This window comes from Lentzea sp. NPDC037011 (genome assembly GCF_055607425.1).
Genome location: NZ_JBVJRT010000011.1, coordinates 141,519 through 162,893, shown reverse-complemented (window position 1 = coordinate 162,893; position 21,375 = coordinate 141,519). Strand labels below are relative to the sequence as shown.

General features: G+C 71.9%; 22 protein-coding genes and 1 riboswitch. Of the genes, 9 read left to right on the top strand and 13 right to left on the bottom strand.

Features of this window, described 5'->3' with window-relative positions; all coding sequences use genetic code 11:
• The first annotated feature begins 120 nt into the window (after nt 1-120).
• From ACZ7CH_RS31110 to ACZ7CH_RS31100, 3 genes are all read left to right on the top strand, one after another.
• Nucleotides 121-345: a hypothetical protein gene (locus tag ACZ7CH_RS31110; RefSeq protein WP_470375572.1), complete on the top strand. Its 225-nt coding sequence runs from the start codon at nt 121-123 to the stop codon at nt 343-345.
• 355 nt (nt 346-700) lie between these two features.
• Entirely contained in the window at nt 701-1,909 is a 1,209-nt protein-coding gene (locus ACZ7CH_RS31105) for a PI-PLC domain-containing protein (protein WP_470375571.1), read from the top strand.
• A 30-nt stretch (nt 1,910-1,939) separates the two neighbouring features.
• Nucleotides 1,940-3,019, top strand: a complete 1,080-nt coding sequence (locus ACZ7CH_RS31100) for an aminotransferase-like domain-containing protein (RefSeq protein ID WP_470371354.1) — start codon at nt 1,940-1,942, stop codon at nt 3,017-3,019.
• Here ACZ7CH_RS31100 and ACZ7CH_RS31095 read toward each other — a convergent pair.
• The gene (locus tag ACZ7CH_RS31095) at nt 2,982-3,809 is read right to left on the bottom strand and encodes a glycosyltransferase family 2 protein (RefSeq protein WP_360398085.1); all 828 of its coding nucleotides are present in this window, start codon (nt 3,807-3,809) and stop codon (nt 2,982-2,984) included. The genes ACZ7CH_RS31100 and ACZ7CH_RS31095 overlap by 38 nt on opposite strands.
• Nucleotides 3,810-3,903: 94 nt before the next feature.
• Here ACZ7CH_RS31095 and ACZ7CH_RS31090 point away from each other — a divergent pair, with 94 nt between their 5' ends.
• The 6 genes from ACZ7CH_RS31090 (at nt 3,904) to ACZ7CH_RS31065 (ending at nt 7,913) form a co-directional block, all read left to right on the top strand.
• Nucleotides 3,904-4,482, top strand: a complete 579-nt coding sequence (locus ACZ7CH_RS31090) for a TetR/AcrR family transcriptional regulator (protein WP_360398083.1) — start codon at nt 3,904-3,906, stop codon at nt 4,480-4,482.
• Complete coding sequence (locus ACZ7CH_RS31085) at nt 4,479-5,810, top strand: FAD-binding oxidoreductase (protein ID WP_470375570.1); 1,332 nt, start codon at nt 4,479-4,481, stop codon at nt 5,808-5,810. The genes ACZ7CH_RS31090 and ACZ7CH_RS31085 overlap by 4 nt, the downstream gene beginning before the upstream one ends.
• Nucleotides 5,811-5,825: 15 nt before the next feature.
• A complete protein-coding gene (locus ACZ7CH_RS31080; RefSeq protein ID WP_470375569.1) occupies nt 5,826-6,656 on the top strand; it encodes an alpha/beta fold hydrolase in 831 nt (276 codons plus the stop codon).
• Nucleotides 6,657-6,731: 75 nt separating this feature from the next.
• Nucleotides 6,732-7,181, top strand: a complete 450-nt coding sequence (locus tag ACZ7CH_RS31075; RefSeq protein ID WP_360398077.1) for a MarR family winged helix-turn-helix transcriptional regulator — start codon at nt 6,732-6,734, stop codon at nt 7,179-7,181.
• Nucleotides 7,178-7,573 carry a DUF5313 family protein gene (locus ACZ7CH_RS31070; protein ID WP_470375568.1) on the top strand — a complete coding sequence of 132 codons (396 nt, stop codon included), beginning with the start codon at nt 7,178-7,180 and terminating at the stop codon, nt 7,571-7,573. The genes ACZ7CH_RS31075 and ACZ7CH_RS31070 overlap by 4 nt, the downstream gene beginning before the upstream one ends.
• Nucleotides 7,574-7,580: 7 nt before the next feature.
• The gene (locus ACZ7CH_RS31065; RefSeq protein WP_360398073.1) at nt 7,581-7,913 is read left to right on the top strand and encodes a hypothetical protein; all 333 of its coding nucleotides are present in this window, start codon (nt 7,581-7,583) and stop codon (nt 7,911-7,913) included.
• On the opposite strand, the gene surE is transcribed toward ACZ7CH_RS31065, so the two are convergent.
• The 12 genes from surE to ACZ7CH_RS31005 form a co-directional block, all read right to left on the bottom strand.
• On the bottom strand, nt 7,876-8,631 hold the full coding sequence (gene surE, locus ACZ7CH_RS31060; protein WP_458434154.1) for a 5'/3'-nucleotidase SurE: 756 nt from the start codon (nt 8,629-8,631) through the stop codon (nt 7,876-7,878). The genes ACZ7CH_RS31065 and surE overlap by 38 nt on opposite strands.
• 4 nt (nt 8,632-8,635) lie before the next feature.
• Nucleotides 8,636-9,541 carry a 1-phosphofructokinase family hexose kinase gene (locus ACZ7CH_RS31055; RefSeq protein ID WP_360398069.1) on the bottom strand — a complete coding sequence of 302 codons (906 nt, stop codon included), beginning with the start codon at nt 9,539-9,541 and terminating at the stop codon, nt 8,636-8,638.
• A 58-nt stretch (nt 9,542-9,599) separates the two neighbouring features.
• Nucleotides 9,600-9,785 (bottom strand): hypothetical protein, encoded by a 186-nt coding sequence (locus ACZ7CH_RS31050; RefSeq protein ID WP_360398067.1) that lies wholly within the window; start codon nt 9,783-9,785, stop codon nt 9,600-9,602.
• 24 nt (nt 9,786-9,809) lie between these two features.
• The gene (locus ACZ7CH_RS31045) at nt 9,810-11,537 is read right to left on the bottom strand and encodes a family 20 glycosylhydrolase (protein WP_470375567.1); all 1,728 of its coding nucleotides are present in this window, start codon (nt 11,535-11,537) and stop codon (nt 9,810-9,812) included.
• Nucleotides 11,538-11,582: 45 nt separating this feature from the next.
• Nucleotides 11,583-12,395, bottom strand: coding sequence for an ECF transporter S component (locus tag ACZ7CH_RS31040; protein WP_360398065.1), 813 nt, complete (start codon nt 12,393-12,395; stop codon nt 11,583-11,585).
• The gene (locus tag ACZ7CH_RS31035) at nt 12,392-14,128 is read right to left on the bottom strand and encodes an ABC transporter ATP-binding protein (protein ID WP_470375566.1); all 1,737 of its coding nucleotides are present in this window, start codon (nt 14,126-14,128) and stop codon (nt 12,392-12,394) included. Before ACZ7CH_RS31035 ends, ACZ7CH_RS31040 begins: the two co-directional genes overlap by 4 nt.
• Entirely contained in the window at nt 14,125-15,156 is a 1,032-nt protein-coding gene (locus ACZ7CH_RS31030) for a CbiQ family ECF transporter T component (RefSeq protein ID WP_470375565.1), read from the bottom strand. The genes ACZ7CH_RS31035 and ACZ7CH_RS31030 overlap by 4 nt, the downstream gene beginning before the upstream one ends.
• Nucleotides 15,157-15,178: 22 nt before the next feature.
• Nucleotides 15,179-15,943, bottom strand: coding sequence for a hypothetical protein (locus tag ACZ7CH_RS31025; protein ID WP_470375564.1), 765 nt, complete (start codon nt 15,941-15,943; stop codon nt 15,179-15,181).
• Between the two features lie 14 nt (nt 15,944-15,957).
• Complete coding sequence (locus tag ACZ7CH_RS31020; RefSeq protein WP_470375563.1) at nt 15,958-16,371, bottom strand: hypothetical protein; 414 nt, start codon at nt 16,369-16,371, stop codon at nt 15,958-15,960.
• Nucleotides 16,368-17,615, bottom strand: a complete 1,248-nt coding sequence (locus tag ACZ7CH_RS31015; RefSeq protein WP_360398055.1) for an LPXTG cell wall anchor domain-containing protein — start codon at nt 17,613-17,615, stop codon at nt 16,368-16,370. Before ACZ7CH_RS31015 ends, ACZ7CH_RS31020 begins: the two co-directional genes overlap by 4 nt.
• Nucleotides 17,616-17,663: 48 nt before the next feature.
• A riboswitch (adenosylcobalamin-variant (AdoCbl-variant) riboswitch) is annotated at nt 17,664-17,735 on the bottom strand.
• 68 nt (nt 17,736-17,803) lie between these two features.
• Nucleotides 17,804-18,892 (bottom strand): FAD-dependent monooxygenase, encoded by a 1,089-nt coding sequence (locus ACZ7CH_RS31010; RefSeq protein WP_470375562.1) that lies wholly within the window; start codon nt 18,890-18,892, stop codon nt 17,804-17,806.
• Nucleotides 18,893-18,994: 102 nt separating this feature from the next.
• A complete protein-coding gene (locus ACZ7CH_RS31005) occupies nt 18,995-21,148 on the bottom strand; it encodes a terpene synthase family protein (RefSeq protein WP_458434160.1) in 2,154 nt (717 codons plus the stop codon).
• Between the last annotated feature and the right edge of the window lie 227 nt (nt 21,149-21,375).

Genomic DNA, 21,375 nt, shown 5'->3' with positions numbered 1-21,375 from the left:
GGGGTGAGGGCATCCGGGACGTCCCTGAGGTTTCCCGGGGGCTCTGACCTGCGGTTCCCGGAAATGTCAGACCTCGTCGTCATCCTGGGTTCTCCACGACTTCGCGTCCGAGGAGGACCAGTGATCGACAGCACGCACCTCGCCTCCGCCGTCAACGCCAGGGTCGTCCAGCTCGCCCGCTGGACGTGGCGGCACCCGCGGGAGGTGAACCGCCGGGTCGGCGTGAGGTCGCGCCGGGGTGCGACCGAGGGGCAGCTGCGGGAGGCGCTGCGGTACGTGGAGGAGCGGCTGCGTGCCGTGCTGGCCCCGCCGGGGCGAGGAGGTCCGGGAGGGGCGCTGGAGTGAGAAGGCCCTGGAAGGTGGGTCGTCGGGATGACGCGTAGCCCGGCGAGGTCTGTGCCGCGCGGAACCCGCGCCGTGCGGCGAGCGACACCGCGGCGAGCGACACCGCGGCGAGTGGCGACTGAGGGAGTCGAACCCTGCGCGGCTTGTGGAGGCGGCGCTCCACCCCGGCCCTGACCCTTCGCCTGAGCGACGGCTGCCTCGCTCGCAACCAAACCCGCAGGCCCGTGACCAGGCCCTCAACCGGCCCCGCAACCAGGTGCGGCGGGCGGTCCGACGCGCGGAACATCCACAGTGTTAAACGTTCACACTGCTGAAGATGTTTCATGTTTCGCTCATCTAAGTGACGCTGTTCACCATGCGATACCTCCCTGCCATCGCAGCCGCGCTGCTACTGCCCCTGGTGCCCGTCGTCACCGCCTCCCCCGCGGTGGCGGCCCCGAGCGGCACGTTCTACGTCACCGGTGTGCGCACCGGGCTCAACGTCGCCCAGAGCGGCACCGGACTCGCCCTGCACCGCCCGAAGGGCAACGAGGACCACCAGCAGTGGCGGCTCGCCGACGGGAGGTTCGAGAACACCGACTCGCCGGGGCAGTGCATCACCCGCCAGCTCACCATGGCGCCGTGCTCACAGGGGGACACGGTCCACTCGCTCACGCAGTTCGGTGACCAGTGGGAGGTCTTCGGCCTCGGCGGGGAGACGCGGTGGTATCTCACGCCCGTCACCGGTCGGCAGAACCCGATGCCGGCTGACCCGCGGCTCGACCAGATGACGTTCCTGACGGCCCACAACGCGTATGCGAACGGGGTCGACGGCGGGTTCGCGCCGCCGTTCGTCAACCTCGCCAAGAACCAGACGCGCGGCATCGTGCAGCAGCTGAACGACGGCGTGCGCGGGTTCATGCTCGACATCCACCAGACGCCGGACGGCGCGATCCTCTGCCACAACAGCTGCACGCTCGTCAGCCGGCCCGTGGCGCTCAACGTCGACCTGCAGCGCATGGTCGACTTCCTGCGGAACAACCGCCAGGAGATCATCACGGTCTTCCTGGAGGACTACGTCGACGCCGCCACGCTGCGCGCCGAGCTGCGCAAGGTCAACGGGCTCAACGACGTGCTGTACCGGGCCGAGGGCGTGAAGGAGAACGGCTGGCCGACGCGCAGCCAGCTCCTGAGCGCGAACAAGCGGTTGATCGTCTTCACCGACCACGACAAGGACGGGCGCGAGGACACCGGTGTGCTGTACCAGCGGGACTGGACCGTCGAGAACTACTGGTCGATGGGGCCGGGGGTGGGCGCGTCCGACTGGTCCTGCTACAGCCGATGGGCTGAAAAACCGCTCACGGCCACCGACCGGTTCCAGCCGCTGTTCGTCATGAACCACTTCCGGGACGTGCCGTTCACGAACACCGCCACGACGGACAACGAGAAGGTGCTGAACCGGGCGCAGCAGTTCTGCCAGCCCGCGGCGCGGAAGAAGCCGAACTACCTGTCGGTCGACCTCTACCACCTCGGTGGCGCGAAGAGCGCGGTCGACCAGCTCAACGCATACGCATACGCGCCGTAGCCCAAATAGTGGGAGTTGTACGCTCCGCGCATGGCCTCGATCCTGTTCACGCGCGGAGCGCCCTCTCTCGACATCATCGACCAGGAAGGTCTGCGCGAAGCAGCGCAGAAAGCCTTCACGGACGACCCCGGCGGCACCTTCGCGTACGGAACGAGCGTCGGCTACGTGCCGCTGCGGACCTGGCTCGCGGAGCAGCACGGGGTCGAGCCGGAGCAGGTGCTCGTCACCAACGGGTCGATGCAGGCCGACGCGTTCCTGTTCGAGCTGCTCGTGGGCGAGGGCGACGACGTCGTGGTCGAGGCGCCGACCTACGACCGCACGCTGCTGAACCTGCGCCAGCGCGGCGCGAAGGTCCACGCGATCGAGCTGCAGACCGACGGCATCGACGTCGACGCGCTGGAGAAGCTGCTGGAGAGCGGTGTGCGGCCGAAGCTCGCGCACATCATCCCGAACTTCCACAACCCGGCCGGCTACACGCTGTCCGCGGCCAAGCGGGCGCGGCTGCTGGAGCTCGCGGCCCGGTACGACTTCGTGCTGTTCGAGGACGACCCGTACGTGAAGGTGCGGTTCGAGGGCGAGCCGCTGCCGACGATGCTGTCGCAGGACGAGAACGAGAAGGTCGTCTACGCGTCGTCGTTCTCGAAGACCATGGCGCCCGGCATCCGCTGCGGGTACCTGGTGGGGCCGAAGTCCGTCATCAAGGCGGTCCAGGACATCGCCACCACCACGTACATCTCGCCGAACATGGTGGCGCAGTCGATCGTGAACTCGTACTGCCGGTCCGGTCGCCTCGACGAGTCGGTCGTCAACGTGCGCACCGCGCTGCGCGCCCGCCGGGACGCGCTCGTCGCGGCGTTGCGGCGGGAGCTGCCCGAGGCCGTGTTCACGGCGCCGCAGGGCGGCTACTTCATGTGGGTCGAGCTGCCGGGCGTGTCGATCGAGGAGCTGTTCCCGGTCGCCAAGGAGCACGGCGTCGAGTTCGTGAAGGGCTCCGACTTCCTGCTGGAGGGCGGCGACAACGAGATGCGCCTCGCGTTCTCGGGTGTCACGCCGGAGCAGATCGACGAGGGCATCACGCGCCTCGCCGCGGCGGTCCGCTCGCTTTCCTGATCTGCGCCTCCAGGTGTTCCGGCAACGCGCTGCGCTGCCGGAGCGCCTGGCGCAGGCGGGGCACGGCCGCGCGGAACGCCACCGGGTCCCGCAGCGAGTCCGCCAGTGCCCGGCTCACGGGCCTGCGCATCCACGACGTCAGCACGGCGTTGCGCCGTTCGACGATCTCGCCGCCCTGCTCGCGGTGCGGTGACGGGTGGTGGTGCGCCACCACGTCCTCGACGTAGCAGAGCGCCCAGCCCGCTGCCGCGAGGTCCCACGCCAGCAGCGTCTCCTCGCCGCGGAAGAACAGCAGCGCGCTGAACCCGCCGACCTCCTCGAACGCCTGCCGCCGCACGATCGCCGAGCAGGCCAGGAACCCCAGCACCGCGGGCCCCGCCACGCCCTGACCGAGCGGGCTGTCGCGCAGCAGCGGTGTGATCGGGTCCGGTCTCTCCTCAGGACCGACGAGCGTGCGGCCCGCGATCACGGCGAGGTCCGGGTGGTCGTCGAAGATCCGCTCGGCCCGCTCGAACGCCCCCGGCGCCCACCACGAGTCGTCGTCCGCGAACGCCACGTACGGCGTGCGCGCGGCCAGCACCCCCGCGTTGCGACCGGCCGCACCGCGGTTGACCGGCGACTGCAACACCCGGACCAGCGGGAACTCGGCCCGCACGCGTGCGGCGGTGTCGTCGGTGGAGGCGTTGTCGACCACGATCACCGGCACCCGCGACGGGCTGAGGTGCGCGAGGGTGCGCAGCAGGCTGTCGGCGCGGTTCCGCGTGGCGATGACGACGGTCGTGCGGGGCATGCAGGTCGTCTACCCCAGAACCCGCACCCCACACTCTGACAGCTCCTGCCAGAAAATCTGGCAGTTGCTGACACTTCGCGCTAGGTTGAGCCGCGTGGAGACGCTCACCGGCCGCGCCGCGAAGGACCTGCGCACCCGCCTCGCCATCCAGCAGGCGGCCATCGAGCTGTGCCTGGAGCACGGGTTCGCGGCGACCTCGACCAAGGCGATCGCCGACCGGGCCGGGGTGTCCGAGCGGACGCTGTTCCGCACGTTCGGCAGCAAGGCCGCGATCTTCTGGTACGACGCGTTCCTCAGCCGGGTCGTCCGCGCGCTGCGGCCGGGCCCGGACCCCGTCGCGGCACTGGTGGACGCGGTTCGCGCCGCAGTCGGCACGATCACGCCGGAGCAGTGGGCGCTCAAGCTCGGCCGCCGCGAGGTGATCCTGCGGGAACCGGACCTCATCGCCACCGGTACCCGGGAGCTGAACGCGGGTGCCGAGAGCATCGCCGCGCTGCTCACACCCCCGCTCGCCTCCCCCGCGCAGGCCTTCGACCTGCTGCTCTTCGCGCGGTTCGCGGTGGCGGGGTTCGGCGTCGTGCCGTTCCACGCGGACACGACTCCGGCAGAGTGGGGTGCGGAACTGGAACGCGTGGCGCACAAGGCCGCGCACGGCGCGTTGGAGCGGTCATGACCTTGCCGAACCTGATCACCGACCCGAACTCGCTCGCGAACCTGAGCCACGACGAGGCCGAGTGGGCGCCCGCGGGCACGCCCTGGGCCGCGTTCCGGCCGCAGTCCACGGCGGAGGTCCAGGAGGCGGTGCGGCACTGCGCCGCCCACAACGTCCCGATCGTGCCGCGCGGTGCGGGCACCGGGCTGTCCGGCGGGGCGAACGCCGTCGACGGCTGCCTCGTGCTCGACCTCAGCCGGATGGACCGGGTGCTGGAGATCGACCCCGAGAACCTGCTCGCCGTCGTGCAGCCCGGCGTGGTGAACGACGACCTCAAGAAAGCCGTTGCCGCGCAGGGGCTCTGGTACCCGCCGGACCCGGCCAGCTCGCCGTGGTCGACCATCGGCGGCAACGTCGCCACGAACGCCGGCGGCCTGTGCTGCCTGAAGTACGGCGTGACCCGCGACTACGTCCTCGGCCTGGAGGTCGTGATGGGCGGGCCCGTCGAGTACGGCACGGCGGTCCGGCTGGGGCGGCGCACCACCAAGGGCGTCGCCGGGTACGACCTGACCAGCCTGCTGGTCGGCTCGGAGGGCACGCTCGGCGTCGTCACCGAGATCACCCTGCGGCTGCGCCCCGCGCCCGCACCGCAGGCCACCGTCGTCGGCGCGTTCGCCGGACTCGTCGCCGCGGGTGACGCGGTCGCGCTGTGCACCCGCCGCGGCCTGCAACCGGCGGCGCTGGAGCTGGTCGACCGCGCGTGCCTGCGGGCCGTCGAGGACTGGAAGCGCCTGGGCATCGAACCCGACACCGAGGCCATGCTGCTGGCCCGCGCCGAGACCGCCGCGGACGCCGACGGCCTGGCCAGCGCGTTCACCGAGGCCGGCGCCGTGTGGACCGAGCGGTCGACCGACTCGACCGAGGCCGAGGCGCTGTTCGCCGCCCGCCGCCTCGCCTACCCGGCACTGGAACGCCTCGGGCCGCTGCTGACCGAGGACGTGTGCGTGCCGCGGTCGGCCGTGCCCGCGATGCTCGCGCGGATCGTGGAGATCGGCGCGCGGCACGGCGTCCAGGTGGCGACCATCGCCCACGCCGGCGACGGCAACCTGCACCCGATGCTCGTCACCCCGCCCGGCGACGACAACGCGCGCATCGCCGCGCAGGCCGCGTTCACCGACATCATCGACGCCGCGCTCGCACTCGGCGGCACCGTCACCGGCGAGCACGGCGTGGGCCTGCTCAAGCGCGACGGCATGATCCGCGAGCTCGGCCCCGACGTGTGCGCCGTGCAGGACGCCGTCAAGCACACCCTCGACCCGTTGCACATCTTCAACCCGGGCAAGGCCTGAGAGGAGCTCCGGCACATGCTGCACCACGTCCCCGTCACCGGCGGGACCTTGACCGTCGAGGTGGTGGACGGCGACACCGCACCCGTGCTCGCCATCCACGGCCTGACCAGCAACCGCAAGCTGTGGAGCTGGGTCGCCGCGCACGGCTTCACGCTGGTGGCACCCGACCTGCGCGGCCGTGCCGACAGCGCGGCACTGACGGGCTCGTCGCTCCGGCAGCACACCGACGACATGGTGCGCGTGCTGGACGCGTTGGAACTCGACGCGGTGACGGTGTGCGGCATGTCCATGGGCGCGTACGTCGGCGTCGACCTCGCCGTACGCCATCCGGACCGGGTGCGCGCGCTCGTTCTCGTGGACGGCGGTCTGCCCATGCCCGCGCACGCCGCCATGACCCCCGAGCTGATCGAGGCCGCGTTCGCTCCGCAGCTCGCCGTCCTGGACCGGACCTGGACACCGGACGGCTACCTCGCCGCGAACGCCGCCGCGAACCCGCTCATCGACCCGGCCGACCCGCTGCAGCGCGCGTACTTCGCCCACGACCTGTCGCCCGACGGCCACCGCAGGCTCGACCGGGCCACCGTCCTCGCCGACGCGCGCGACACCGTCCTCGGCACCTCGCCCTGGCGCTCGCTGACCGTGCCGACGTGGTTCGTGCACGCCGGGTGGAGCACCGGGCCGGACACCCCGCCCGCCTACTCGGCGCAGGACGCGGCCGGGTTCCGCGCGGCGCTGCCCGTGCTGCACGAGCCGGTGCTGATCCCCGAGGTCGACCACGGGGGCACGGTGATGACGGCCGCCGGTGCCGCGGTGACGGCCGGGGTGCTGACCGAAGCGCTGAGGTAGGGCCTGGAGCGGGGAACGTCTCCCCCGCCACACCCGCTGGACCGCAGGCACGCCCCCGAGATACTGTGTACACAAATGATTAGCACACCAAGTATCCCGGAGAACCCCCTTGAGCTGGAGCGGCAGGTCTGCTTCGGGCTCGCGGTGGCCAGCCGCACGGTGATCGCGGTCTACCGGCCGATCCTCGAACCCCTCAACCTCACCCACCCGCAGTACCTGGTGATGCTGGCCCTGTGGGAGCGGTCGCCGCGCACGGTGAAGGACCTCTCCACGGCCCTGCAGCTCGACCCCGGCACCCTCAGCCCGCTGCTGAAGCGACTGGAGGCCATCGGGTACGTCGAGCGGCAGCGCGACAAGGCCGACGAGCGCGCGCTGGCGCTGACCCTCACCGAGCAGGGCCAGGAGCTCAGGAACGAGGCGCTGAAGATCCCCTTCAAGGTCGTCGAGCAGCTCGGCATGTCGTTCGAGGAGCTCGCCCAGCTGAACGAGGTGCTGCGCAAGGTGATCGCGAAGGCCACGGCATGAACCCCGCGCTGAAGCTCTGGTACTACGCCGGTGGGCGCGTGCCGCAGAAGCACCGCGCGTTCGTCTACGACGACGTGACCGGTCCGAAGTGGTTGCTGCGCTTCACGCTCCGCAGCCTGGTGCAGGTCATGCCGCTGACGACGGCCATCACGCTGGCGCTCGTGTTCGGGCTCGGGTCGCCGTGGCCGCTCGCCATCGCGTGCGGTGCGCTGGGATTCGTTGTGGGCCTTTACTTCGCGTTGTCCTACGCACCCGAAAGCGTGGATTACCGCCTCACGAAGTACGGGTATCCCAGAGGAACAGCGACCGCAGGCCGTCGAGAGCGCAACGCCGCGCAGGACCGCGAAAGCCAAGCGAAGTACGACGCGGTGTGGCGGCGATCCGAAGGGTAGGGCGACCATGGCCTTGGCGACGACCGACCGCTTCCGGTTCACCAGGCCACAGGCGCTCACCCTCACGGCCGGGGTGTTCCAGCTCGTCTTCGGGTGGCTCGACCTGTTCGGGCTCGACCCGAACTACCACGTGCTGCAGATCGGCGTCGGCGCGCTCGGCGTCGTGATGGCGTGGCGGCTCGACCTGGCGCGGATGTACGGCCTCCTGCTGCTCGTGTCGTTCGGGTTGCTGGCGTTCTACGTCGACGACATCACGGCCGAGAGCTTCCTGGAGGTGCGGACCGCGCTGATCGGGCTCGTGATCACGCTGGCCAGGGCGGCAAAGGGCGCTCGACGCTAGTGTCGCGCTCCACCGAGCGCAGCGCGGTCAGCGTCGCGTAGCCCTCGCCGAGCAGCGCGGCGTCCGTGCCGGGTGCGGGTGACTCCTCGGAGTACACGGCGACGAGCTCGACCTCGTTCTCGCCGGCCTCGTCCACGCGGCTCTGCACCGTGCCGAACCGGGCCAGCTCCGCCCAGCGGAGTCCGCGCACGTCACCGGCGTTCGGCACGTTGAGCGAGAGCACCGTCGCATCGGGCATCTCCCCCAGCAGCGGCAGCACGACGCGTGCCAGCTCGCCCGCCTTGTCCCACAGCGGTTCGGGGTGGTCCAACCCGACGTCGAGCGACACCGCGAGCGCGGACACGTCGTTCACGTGCGCGGTCAGGGCGGCGCCGACGGTGCCGGAGTGCAGGACGGCGCGTCCGACGTTCGCGCCCAGGTTGATGCCGGAGAGCAGCACGTCGGGCTTGCCGCCCAAACCGCCCTGGCAGGCGATCAGCGAGATCAGGCCGGGGTGGGCGGCGACCGCCCACGCCTCGACGTCGAGACCGGGCAGGTCACGGCGTTCGCTGACCACCCTGCCGGTGTCGCCGACCGCCGCCACCGAGGCGCTGGTGCCGCTGGCCTGCTGGGCCGGTGCCGCGACGACCACCTCGTAGCCCAGTGAGACCGCGGCCTGCGCCAGCACCAGCAGGCCGGGCGAGTCGATTCCGTCGTCGTTGGTGATCAGCGCGCGCATCCGCTCATTCCTCGATCGGCTCCAGTTCCACGCGTTTGCTCAGCTCCCGCACCGCGTCGCCGCTCCCGCTGCCGAGACCGTGGCGCGTCACGTTGACCGCGCCCGCGGCGGCGCCGAGCTTCACCGCGTCCTCCAACGACATACCCAGTGCGAGGCCCGCTGAAATCCCCGCGGTCATGGAGTCGCCCGCACCCCGCGTGTCGACCGGCTGCAACTGGGGCATCTTCACGAAGTACAGCTTGTCCTCCAGCAGGGCCAATGCCGGTTCGTCCGCACGGGAGACCACCACGCCGTGGACGCACGACTCGGCGAGCTCGCGGCACTTCGCGATGAGCTTGGGCACGTCCTCCTCGCCCAGCTCCTCGTGGCTGACCTTCACGACGTGCGGGCCGCCGCGCACGGCCTCGGCCAGCCGGTCGCCGGCGAGGTCGACGATCACGCGGCAGCCGTTGCTGGTGAGGTCGGCGGTGAGGCGGTGGTAGACGTCGTGCGGCAGCACCCGGTCGTCGGACGGGCCGCTCAGCACGGCCGTGCCGGCGCGGATGCCCTCGATCAGGGCCAGCTCGTAGACGTCGTCGAGCTCGTGGCGGGACAACGCGTCCGGGAGCATCTCGACCACCTCGGACCGGCTTCCGTCGCGGCGGTCGTGCACGTAGGCGCCGTTGCGCGCGGCGACATCCCGTGCGCGCAGGTCGACATGCTCGCCTTCCAGCAACGTGCGCAGCACACGTCCGGTCTCGCCGCCGAAGGTCGCGCACACGACGGCTTCGACGCCCAACGCGGCGATCATCCTGGACTGCCAGAAACCCTGGCCGCCCGCGTGCAGGTGCACGTCGGGCTCACCGTCGAGGTCCTCGACGGTGACGGTCAGTTGAGGGGACGGGGCGAATACGGCAACTCGGGCATCCACGGCATCCTGGTACCCGGTGCGGGCGAACACTATTCACCCGCACCGGATAAATCGGACATCACGCGCCGGAACCGCCGGTCGGGTCGTCGCCGTCCTGCGGTGCGGGCGCGCCACCCGGTGCCATCTTCTCGTCGGCGCGCCACTCGCCCGGTTGCGTCATCTCGCGGTACTCGTCCACCTCCTGCGGGGTCGGGTCGACACCGACCTCTTCGGCGAACTCCTCGGCTTCTTCCGGATCAGTCATGTCCGGCGGAGTACCCAGAAGCGCTCAACACACGCCGCTGTCGCGCCACACACCCCACTGCCCGGTGGTTCCCGGCTCCTCGCCCCGCGTCCACCACTGCGCGGTCCACCTGTGGCCGCCGTGCGAAACGACGTTGCCGCCGCTGTAGGCCTTGTCGCGGTCCCACGCGGGCTCCGTGCACGGGCCGGGCCCAGGGCCACCGGTGTCCCACGGGACCTGGGCGGACCGGTAGAAGTTGATGCCCATGGTGGTCCAGCGCGGGCCGTGGCTGCCCAGGCGCACCTTGAACTGGTCCCAACTGTGAGTCGACCACGGCGACCAGGCCAGCTCGGCAATCGCCGCGAGCCGCGGGAACGCCAGGTACTCGACGTCGTTCGAGGTCGCGACCGTCTCGGTCCACAGTGGAGCCTCAACGCCGTGCACGGCGGACTCGGGGACGCCGCTCAGGTGCGTGCCGGGGTTCCAGTCGTACGCGGTCTGGACCTCGATCAGGCCCGCCCACGTCAGGCCGATCGGCGTGCTGGAGTTGTACTTCATGTCCAGGTACGCCTTGTTCGCGGGCGACATGACGACCTTGTTGCCGCGCGCGACCGCCGCCTGCACCGTCGCGTTGGCCGTGGAGGTGCCCCAGTACTGCGGGATCGCGGCGGTGTCGGTCGTCGTCTTCACGAACTCGTGCCAGCCGAGCACGGTCTTGCCGTACTTCTTGACGATCGGCAGGGCGCGGTCCATGAACGCCTTGTAGTCGGCGTCGGTGGTCGCGTGCGCCTCGTCGCCGCCGATGTGGAAGTACGGGCCGGGGGTCAGCGCCGCGATCTCGCGGACCACGTCGTCGACGAACCTGTAGGTGATGTCCTTGTTGACGCACAACGAGGAGTAGCCGACCTCGATGTCGGTGCGCAGCGGCGGGGCCTGGCCGGTGCAGTTGAGCTCCGCGTACGAGGAGAGCGCCGCGTTGGTGTGGCCCGGCAGGTCGACCTCCGGGATGACCGTGATCTTGCGGGCCGCCGCGTACTGCACGATCTCGCTGTACTGGGCCTTGGTGTAGAAGCCGCCGGGGCCGCCGCCGACCTGCGTGCTGCCGCCGTGGGAGGTGAGCCGCGGCCAGCTGTCGACCACGATCCGCCAGCCCTGGTCGTCGCTCAGGTGCAGGTGGAGGTAGTTGATCTTGTAGAGCGCGAGCTGGTCGAGGTAGCTCTTGACCGAGGCGACGGGGTGGAAGTGCCGTGCCACGTCCAGCATCGCGCCGCGGTAGGAGAACCGCGGGTGGTCGACGATCAACGCACCCGGCACGGTCCACGGGCCGGGCTGCGCGGTCGTGCTCTCCACCCTGGCGGGCAACAGCTGCCGCAACGTCTGCACACCCGCGAACAGACCCTCGGAGGTGTTGGCGCGAATGGTGATCGCGGACGCGGCCACGTCGAGCTGGTACCCCTGCTGCCCCACGGTGCCCGGCGCACCGGAGAGCAGGAGCGCGATGCCGTCGGCGGGCGTGCCGGTCGTGTCGGACACCGGCAGCGCGAACCCGGTCGACGGCCGCAGCACGCCGGCCAGGAAGTCGCCCACGTCCCGTGCCGCCGGAGCGGTGTAGACCTTGGTGGTGGCGGTCAGCGCGTGCGTGACGCCGGCGCGTGCCTGCACGGAGACCGGGACCGGCACCAGGCCCTGCAACGGTTCCGCGGCCTGCGACTGCGCACTGACGGAGAGCGCGGCGGTCACGGTGATGACCGCGGCGAGAACACGAGTTCTCACGACTCCTCCTCCGAGTCGGGGGCGGCGGCCCGACTCACAGGGTGGTCACACCTCCCGATTGCCGTCAATGGTCTGAGCCAATTCCGGCCGGTCGCGACCGGGCAGGAAGGCCGCTTTTCGCGCCGCCCGGCGCAACGTCCTGAGCAGCACCGGCCCCGTCACCGCGACCAGCACGGCGGTGGTGGCGGCACGCCCGAGGTCCCAGCCGAGCGAGGTGGCGAGGGTGAACGCGGCGAGCTTCACGAGGTTCTGCGCGGCGGAGGCCTCCGGATCGAAGCTGACGCTCGTGCCCTCGCCGGCCGCGAACGGCCAGAACGACAGGTTCAGCAGGAACCCGTAGACCAGCGAGCTGACCACCCCGTACCCGGCGAGCAGCGCGATCTCCGCCTTGCCGCGCCACTGCGGCAGCAGCCCGGCCCCGAGCGCGACCCAGGCCGCGCCGAGCATCTGGTACGGCAGCCACGGCCCGACGCCGCCGGTCAGCAGGGCGGAGGCGAACAACGTCGTGTTGCCCAGCACGAACCCGAACCCCGGCCCGAACACCCGCCCGCCGAGAACCATGAGGAAGAAGACCGTCTCGATGCCGGCGGTGCCCGCGCCGAGCGGCCGGATGGCGGCACCGAGCGCCGACAGCACGCCGAGCATCGCGACCGCCTTGGAGTCCATGCCGCGGTCGCTGATCTCCGCGAGCACCACGGCCAGCACCACCGGCAGCAGCAACGCGAACGTCCACGGCGCGTCACCACCGCGTGCGAGGTCGCTGGTCGGCGCGATGAACAACGGCCACGTGAACGCGGCCAGCCCGAGAACCCCGGAGATCGCGAGCGCGACGGCCGAGCGGGTGCGGAGGGCGATCATCGCGCTGCCTCGACCTCCTCCACGGTCAACCACGGCCCGAGGACCTTGCTGACCTGCGGCGCGAACACCGGCGACGACGTGACCACCGCACGCGCGGGCCCGTCCGCGACGACCTCGCCGTCGGCCAGCACCACCACGCGCGTCGCGAACTCCGCGACGAACTCGACGTCGTGGGTGGCCAGGACGACCGCGCTCCCCAGACCTGCGAGCACCCGCGCGAGCGCGGCCTTGGCCGGGTAGTCGAGACCGCGGGTCGGTTCGTCGAGCAGCAGCACCCGCGGGGTGCCGGTCAGCATGACCGCGAGCACGAGCGCGAGCCGTTGCCCCTCGGACAGATCACGCGGGTGCGTCCCGTCGGGGACGTCGGCCAGGCCGTCCAGCACAGCGCGGCACGTCCCCGCGGGGCGGCCGGACTCGCGGTCGGCCTGGGCGCACTCGTCGGCGACGGTCTCCAGGTAGAGCAGGTCGCTCGGCTGCTGGGGGACCAGGGCGACGGTGCGGCGGCGCTCGGCGGGCTTGAGGGTCTTCGGGTCGGTGCCGGCGACGGTGACGGTGCCGGAGGTGCGGCGGCCGCTGCCCTGGGCGGCCCACAGGAAGGTGGACTTGCCGGAACCGTTGCGGCCCATCAGCGCCACGCGTTCGCCGGGGGCGATGGTGAGGGAGATGCTGCGGACGGCGTGGACGTCGTTGTAGCGGACGACGAGGTCACGGGTGGAGAGGACAGGGGTGGCGGGTGCGGTGGCGGGTGCGGTGGCGCGTGTGGCGGCGGGCGGCGCGGGCGGGCTCGCGGCGGACGGGCCAGCGGCGGGTGCGGTGGCGGGCGCGGCAGCACGCGCAGCGTCGCGTGAGACAGCGGGCGGCGCGGCGGTTCGCGCGGCGGCGCCCGCAACCTCGCCTGAGGCGGCGGTCGCGGACGGGGCAGCGGGTGCGGTGGCCTTGGCCAGGCGGGCGCGCAGCGGGCCTGCCATGCGGCGCGCGTCCCTGACCGAGACCGGCACCGGCGTCCACCCCGCCAGCTGCGCCAGGCGCACCACGGGTGGGGCGACCGGGGCCTTGGCCAGGGTCGCGCCCACGTCCCCCAGCTCGCCGCCCGGCAGGAGCAGCGCGGAGTCGGCGTACTGGGCCACGCGTTCGAGGCGGTGTTCGGCGATCACGACGGTCATGCCGAGGTCGTGCACCAGGCGTTGCACGGCTGCCAGGACGTCCTCGGCGGCGCCGGGGTCGAGGGCGGAGGTGGGTTCGTCGAGCACCAGGACGCGCGGGTGAGCGGTGAGGGCGGCGCCGATGGCGACGCGTTGTTGCTGGCCGCCGCTCAGGGTCGCGAGTGGACGGTCGCGCAGGTCCGCGATGCCCAGCAGGTCCAGGGTTTCCTCCACCCGCTTGCGCATGACGTCGCCGGGCAGGCCGAGGGACTCCATGGAGTAGGCCAGCTCGTCCTCGACGTTGTCCGCCACGAAGCCCGCCTGCGGGTCCTGGCCGACGAAGCCGACCACGTCGGCGAGTTCGCGGGGTGGGTGGTGGGCGGTGTCGCGGCCGTCGACGAGGACGCGGCCCTCCAGGGTGCCGCCGCTGAAGTGCGGGACGAGGCCGTTGATCGCGCGCAGGAACGTCGACTTGCCCGCGCCGGTGCGGCCGACGACCAGGCAGAGCTCTCCCTCGGGGATCTCCGCGGACAGGCCGGCCAGCACCGGGGTGCCGGTGTAGGTGATGGTGACGTCCTCGAACCTGATCATCGTTCCCTCGCGATCCCCAGCGGTGCCAGCGCCACCAGCACGGCCAGCGCCGGTGCGAGCGGTAGTTCGGGTGCCTGCAGCGGGACCGTCGCCGGCGACAGCGCCGGGTCGGTCGAGAGCACCAGTGCCGCGGCGCTCGCCACGCCGCTCAGCGCCACGGCGACCGCGCGCGGGGTCCAGCGGTCGGGGCGGTAGCGGGTGCGCGGCACCCGGCGGGCGCCGACCAGCAGGCCCGCGACGGCCAGCAGCACGCCGAGCGCGAGCAGGGGCCAGCCGGAGTAGGCGTCGGCGAGCAGGCCGTACGTGCCGATGCAGAGGCCGAAGAGGCCCGCCAGGACCAGTGCGCCGGTCACCGCGCGGTCGCGGCGCGAGATGCCGGCGGTGCGGCCGTAGCCGCGCGAGTCCATGGAGGCGGCGAGGACGAGCGAGCGTTCCAGCGCGTCCTCCAGCACCGGCACCAGCAGCGTGCGGATCGCGTGCACGCCGCGGGCCGTGTCACCGCGCAGCTGACGGGCCTTGCGAACCGAACGCGCCGACGACACCAGTTGCGGCGCAACGGTCAGCGCCACCACCACGGCCACGCTCACCTCGTACAGCGCGGCGGGCAGGGAACGCAGGAGGCGTTTCGGGTTGGCGAGGGCGTTCGCGGCGCCGACGCAGCTCAGGATCGTGGCGAGCAACAACCCCTGGTACAGCGCGAAGACCAGCCCCTCCGCGGTCACCGGTCCGCCGATGCGGATGCCCTGCGCCCAGTCCGGCAACGGGACCTGCGGCAGGGTGAACAACGTCGTCGGGCCCGCGATGCCGCCGAGGAACACGTGCAGCAGCACCCGCAGGCCGATGACCAGCAGACCGAACCTGAGGAACACGCCGTAGGTTCCCGCCCACGGCGTGTTCGCGCGGCACGTCACGACCACGACCCCCGCCACCGCCAGGACCAGGCCCAGCAGCAACGGGTTCGTGGTGCGGCTGGCGGCGGTGGCCAGGCCCAGGGCCCACAGCCACCACGCCCCGGAGTGGAGCCTCACGCCGCGAACCCCCGCCGAGCGCTCACTCGTCCGCGCTGCGCCGGCGACGGGCCACGAGCAGTCCCGCAACGACCAGCGCGCCGATCGCCAGCACGCCGAGCACCGTCCACAACGGACTACCCGGCTCCTGGTCCTGCTGCTGCGCCTTCTCCTCGACCGCGGCCGAGGTCACGGCGGCGGACGTGCTCGAAGACGGCTCCGAAGCCGACGCCGAAGTCGTCGCGGCAGAGGACGGGGGTGGTGCAGTGGTGGACGGCTGCCCGGCAGGCGGGGTCACGGGGACTTGCGGCGGTGCGGGCGGTTGCTGGGCCGGAGGCTGTTGGGCAGGGGGTTGCTGAGCGGGCGGCTGCTGGACCGGTGGCTGTGGGGCGGGTGCGGCCGGCGGGGCGATCCCCGGCTGCTCCCCCGCGCCGAACGCCCACCCCTCGACGCTGCCGCGGGCCGGCACGTAGGTCGCCGCGCCCTGGTTGCTGTAGGACCACGAACCACCGGGTGAGGCGTGCCAGTACGACCAGTACGCGGTGGCGGGCGAGGTGGTGACGCACCTGTCGGTGTCGGTGCCCGGCCTGCCGTTGATGCGGCAGACGAACCCCTGCTGCCGTGACGCGTAGGCGTAGCTGAACCCGGCCGCCGCCAGCGCCGCCACCCCGGAACCCGGACTGCCCGCCGCGCACCCCTGCTGCACACCACCGCCGAGACCGCGGAAGTCGACGACGACGGTCACGCCGTCGCAGCCCGCCGCCTGAGCCGGCACCGGGACCGCCGCGGCGATCACCAGTGCCAGCACGCAGAAGAACCTCGTCACGGGGTGGCGCCGGGGGCGGTGCCGGCACCGAACGCCCAGCCCTCGACGCTGCCGGGTGCCGGGTCGTAGCTGCCCGCACCCGCGGAGCTGTAGGCCCAGGAACCGCCGGGCGAGGCGTGCCAGTACGACCAGTAGGCGCTGGTCGTGGGCACGGTGCACGGGTTCGGCAGCGCGTTGATCCGGCACACGAAACCGGCCTGGCGCGGCACGAACGAGTACGTGAAGCCCGCGCCGGTCAGCGCGGCGAGACCGGTGGCCGGGTCGCCGGGAGCGCAGCCGGTCTGGACGCCGCCGCCCAGTGCGGTGAAGTCCACCACGACCTTCACGCCCGCGCAGTCCGCGGCGGAGGCGGGTGCGACGACGAACGAGCTCGCGACCAAGGCGAGGACAGCGAGGATGCGGCGCATCACGCACCAACCTTCCGACGACGGGACACGAGGACGAGCACGGCGCCGGCGAGCAGCGCGGAGGAACCGAGCAGGGTCAGCGCGACGGCCTCCTCGGGGCCGGTCGCGGCGAGCCGCTGAGTGGCCGGGGGCGTCGGACCGGCCGGCGCGGGAGCGACCGGGGTGGCCGTCGACGAGGTGGTCACCGGAGCGGTCGTCGTCGGCGGCACGGTCGGCTGTGCGGTGGTCGACGGGGGCGTGGTGGTCGGCGGGGTCGCGCAGTCGACCGCGGGCACACCGGGCGTGGCACCGGCGAACGACACGTCGGCGAGGCCCTTGCGGGCCAGGCCGAGCATCGCCTGGGTGGTCGCGCGCACGGCGCCGTAGACCTCGAAACCCGTGCTGTCGTAGGCGATCGCGCCGCGAGCGGCCTCCGGTCCGGCACAGCCGACCTGCAACGACCGCAGGTACGCCACGGCCCGGTCCGCGGCCGCCGTCCGGCCACCCTCGACGAGCGCGCCGACCGCGAGGCCGGTGCTGTTGGCGTTCGAGCCCTGCAACGCCGACGGGAACCCGCCGTCCGCCTTCTGCTGCGCCACCAGCCAGTCCAGCGCCCGCGCGGACGCCGTCGGCTCCCCCGCCGCCTGCAACGCCTGCAGCACGATCGCCGTCGCGTCCACATCGGACTTGCAGACCGGCTGCCCGAACGAGATCGGGAACCCGCCGTCCGCGCACTGCGTGGACACCTGGAACGCGACCGGCTGCGCCACCGGCTGGTCGGCGCGGGTCAGCACGATGATCGCCAGCGCCTGCGTGAACGCGTTGGTCTGGTCGTAGTCGGGGTCGGTGCGGTCGCGGTAGCGGCCGGACTCCTCCCGCAGCGCCGCAAGGCGTTCGAGCAGGTCGGCACCGGCGAACGCGTGCGGGTCGGTGCCCAGCGCCTGCGCGACCAGCGCGAGCTTCACCAGGCCACCGACGTAGGACTCTGCCTCGCCGTCGCCCGCGAAGTACTGGAACTGCTCGGGTTCGGCGAGCCACGCCGCGGCCCGCACCGCCGTCGACCGGCCGACACCGGCGGCCGCGAGCCCGTAGACGCCGTCCGCGGTCAGGCCGTGGTCGACGAGGTCCGGCCCCTTCACCAGGTGGTCGCCACCGACGAACTGGCCGGCCAGCCACGTTCCCGCTGACGGCGGCTCGGCCGCCTGAGCGGCCGGTGTCACGACGAGCGCGGCCGCTACCACTGCGGCCAGCGCGGATGTCCGGATCACTGCTCTTCCCCCTGCCCCGCTGTCCTCGACGGGTCGATGGAGCCACCGCGCGCCACGGGCATTCGGACTGTCACCGTTGCGGGTCAGCGCCGGAGTTCCACCGGCTTCCCCCGCGGCGTGCGGATGCTGTTGTCCACCCGATCGTGCGGGAGGGATCACCCCGAGTCAAATGGCTGTGAGCCGGGCCATCAGCGGCCGGGGAGCTGGAAGGAGCTCACGACCGCGGCGAACTCCTCGGTCGGCTGCCCGCCGTTGGCCTGGTTCTTCAGCGCCATGTCCTGGTTGGCCGTCACGTACGGGCGCAGCAGCTCCTCGTAGCGCTGGAACGCGGTCTCGCGGTTCACGCTCAGCTCGCCGGCCAGCACGTACGCACCGACGAGCGCCAAGCTCGTGCCCTGACCGGACAACGGCGAACCGCAGTAGCCGGCGTCGCCGAGCAGCACGACGCCGCCGCGCGACCAGGACGGCATCCGGACCTGCGCCATGGCGTCGAAGTGGAAGTCCGGCGCCTCCCACATGTGCTTGAGCGCGGTCTGCCACTCCCACCCGGCGTCGGCGAACTTCTCCGCCACCAGCCGCCGCTGGGCCTCGACGTCGCGGTGGTCGAAGTCCACCTCGCCGTAGAACCCCATGTAGACCCGGCACTCCGCGTTGGCGCGGGCGCTCATGACCCCGCCGCCGACGACCTCGCCCTGCTGGAACACCTGCCAGTGGTCGAGGCCCAGGAAGTTCGGCGCGGTGAACACGGCGAGGTTCGTGCCCAGGTGGCGGACGAACTGCGCCTCGGGACCGAACACGAGCCGCCGGACGTTCGAGTGCAGCCCGTCCGCGCCCACGACCACGTCGAAGTCCCGCGGGGCGGCCCGCTCGAACGTGACGCGGGTGCCGTCGATCGCCGTGATCGTGTCGTCGAAGAGGTACTCGACGCCCTCCACCGCGTCGAACAGCAGGCGGGCCAGGTCGTCGCGCATGACCTCGACGTCGGGACTGGCGAGGTCGCCACCGGTCAGCGTGTGCTCGGTGGAGCGGTGGAGCTCGGTGCTCTCCTCGTCGACCACGCTCATGCCGCGCATGCCCGTGGTCATGGACCGCAACCGGTCTCCCAGGCCCATCCGCTCCACCACGTCGAGCGCAGGACCGCGGACGTCGACGGCCTGGCCGCCGGGGCGCAGGCCGCGGTGGCGTTCGACGACGGTGACGTCGAAGCCGTGGTGGCGCAACCAGTAGGCCAGCGCCGGACCGCCGATGCTGGCGCCGGAGATGAGGACGTTCGTCATGGTGCTCCCCCTGTGGAGTGGCCGATGCGCACACCGTGGCGGGGTGCGCTGACCGGGGGCTGACCAACGGCTGTCAGTGGCTGACCGGGGCTGACCGGGGGCTCAGCCCGGCGTTCGGGAGGTGAGCCGGGCGGCCGCGGTGCCCAGACCGGTGGGACCGCGGTGGAAGACCGGGAGCCGGCCCACCGGCAGCGCGCCGGCCTCGTCGTACCGGCTGGTCTCCTCGTGCCAGTGGATGATCCCGGCGATCCAGTCCTTCAGCTCGTCGGCGTACCGCGTCAGGCCGGCCCGCGCGCCGGCGTCCAGGGCCAGGTCGTCGAACATCTTCGGCAGGTCGGTCTCGACGGACCGCACGAACTGGCCGAGCCGGGCGTCCATCAGCGCGTAGGTCAGCTCGAAGGCACGGCTCTGCGGCACGCCGAGGAAGTTCTCGACGACGCGCACCATGTTGTGCACCTCGCCCTCGTGCTGGATCTCCTTGCGGTACGAGAAGACGTCGTTGAGCATCGTGCAGTAGTCCATGGCCGACCGCTCCATCGTCTGCACGACCCGCGTCTGCCACAGCTGCTCGGGAACGATCGCGGAGTGCGAGAAGCGGGACAGCGACGTCGTCAGCTCGGAGCCGAACGTGCTGCGCCGCATCTCCACGTAGTCCACGGGGTCCGGGATGCGGTTGTGGTGCATGTTGACCACCTCCCACACCCACGCGTCGAGCATGGCGTCGACGGTCTGGCGGAACGTGGCGCGGAAGGCCGGGTTCATCGGTGCCGCGGTCCGCTGCCAGAGCTCGGCCAGCGAGCGCTCCATCGCGTTGGCGGGCACCACGGTCTGCACGAGGTCGACCGGCATGCACGCCTTGAGGCGGGTGGTCTGCGTCTTCACGCCGAGCAGGTCGCGGGTCCGGCCGAACCACAGCGGGTAGGCGTCGTCGGCGTAGGTGCCCCAGGTGAGCCAGCAGCCGGACAGGTACAGCTCCTGCGCCGTGGCGTCCGGGTCGATGCCCGCCGAGCACAGCGGGAAGTCGAACCCGCGGACCTGGGCCTCGTCCCAGACGCCCTCACCGGTCATGCCCTGCTCGACCGCCCACGCGACCACCTGGTCGCGGGCCTGGTCCAGGTGCGGTGCCAGGGAGAGGGTGAAAGGCACCTCGAACGCCGGCAGCGCGTACGGCTCGACGACCCTGGGCGTGCTGGAGAACTGCCGGAGCCGCTGCGGCAGGGTCTTGGCGAACGAGCCCAGGACGCCGAGCTGCGGCGGCGGACCGGAGTTCATGTACCGCGAGGACCGCAGGTGCCACTCGTGACCGCCCGCCTGCCAGTCCTGCAGGCCCTTCACGTAACCCAGGACGGCCGCGCGGCCGACGGGGTCGATGCCGTGCTCGTCGAGCAGGATCGGCACCTCGGTGAGCGCGGTGTGCTCGAACTGGTGCAGGCGCGAGGTCAGCAGGTCGTTGACGGCGTCCGCGGCGGCCTGGGTGGACAGGCCGAGGAACTTCTCGAACACCAGCACGCCGTTGGACAGCTCGCCCTCGTCGAGCACCTCGCGCTCGTAGGAGAACAGGTCGTTGCGCAGGTGCACGGCGTCGCTGAAGGTGTCGCGCAGCACGCCGATCGGCCGGGACAGCGCGATGCGCGCGGGCACCTCGAGGCCGACGGCGTGCTCGACGAGGTTCGCCGACCACGGTGCGCCACCGACCTTGCGGCGCATCTCCACGTACTCGATCGGGTTGGCGAGCCGGGCCGCGCTGATGTTGTGCAGCTCCCACATCGACTCGTCGAGCAGGTGCTTCGTGTTGGCGGCGAACCGCTCCCGCCAGTCGAGCGAGTGCCGGCCGACCGTGCGGCGCCACAGGTCGGCGAGGCCCTTCTCCACCGGGTTCGCCGGGTGTGCGGTGATGTGGCCGTCGACCGGCATGAACAGCGGCAACCGGTCGAGGTGGGCCTGCGCGCCCGGGACGTCCCTGGTGCGCTTGTACAGCTCGACGAAGTGGTCGTCGAAGTAGAAGACCCACACGTACCAGTCGGTGATCAGGTCGAGCGCCTCCCCGTCGCAGTCGGGGTGCGTGTACGCGCAGAGCAGCGCGTAGTCGTGCGCTTCGAGGTCAGCGGCGGTCCAGATCACCGTGCCGTGCTGCGGCGCGTCGACCATGTCCATCTCGCGCGCCCAGGCCCGCGTGTGGACGCGGGCGCGTTCGAGGTTCGGGTTCAGCCGGGCCGGGTGGGGCGTGTAGAACTCCGGCAGCTGGAACGGCTGCATGGGCGTGGGACCTCCGCGCGGTGGACGTGATGCCCCGAACGCAACCAGTCCGGTGCCCGACGGCGCCAGATGGTGCGACCTTGATCCACACTTTGGCGGTGGGACGTCGCCCGATCAGATCAACCGGACGTTCACGGCGCACACTCAGCGCACCACTACGCGCACGCAGTCCCGTCACCACCGTTCCGCCGGGTGAGCCGGTGTGACCGCGGTGGGGGCGAGGTGTG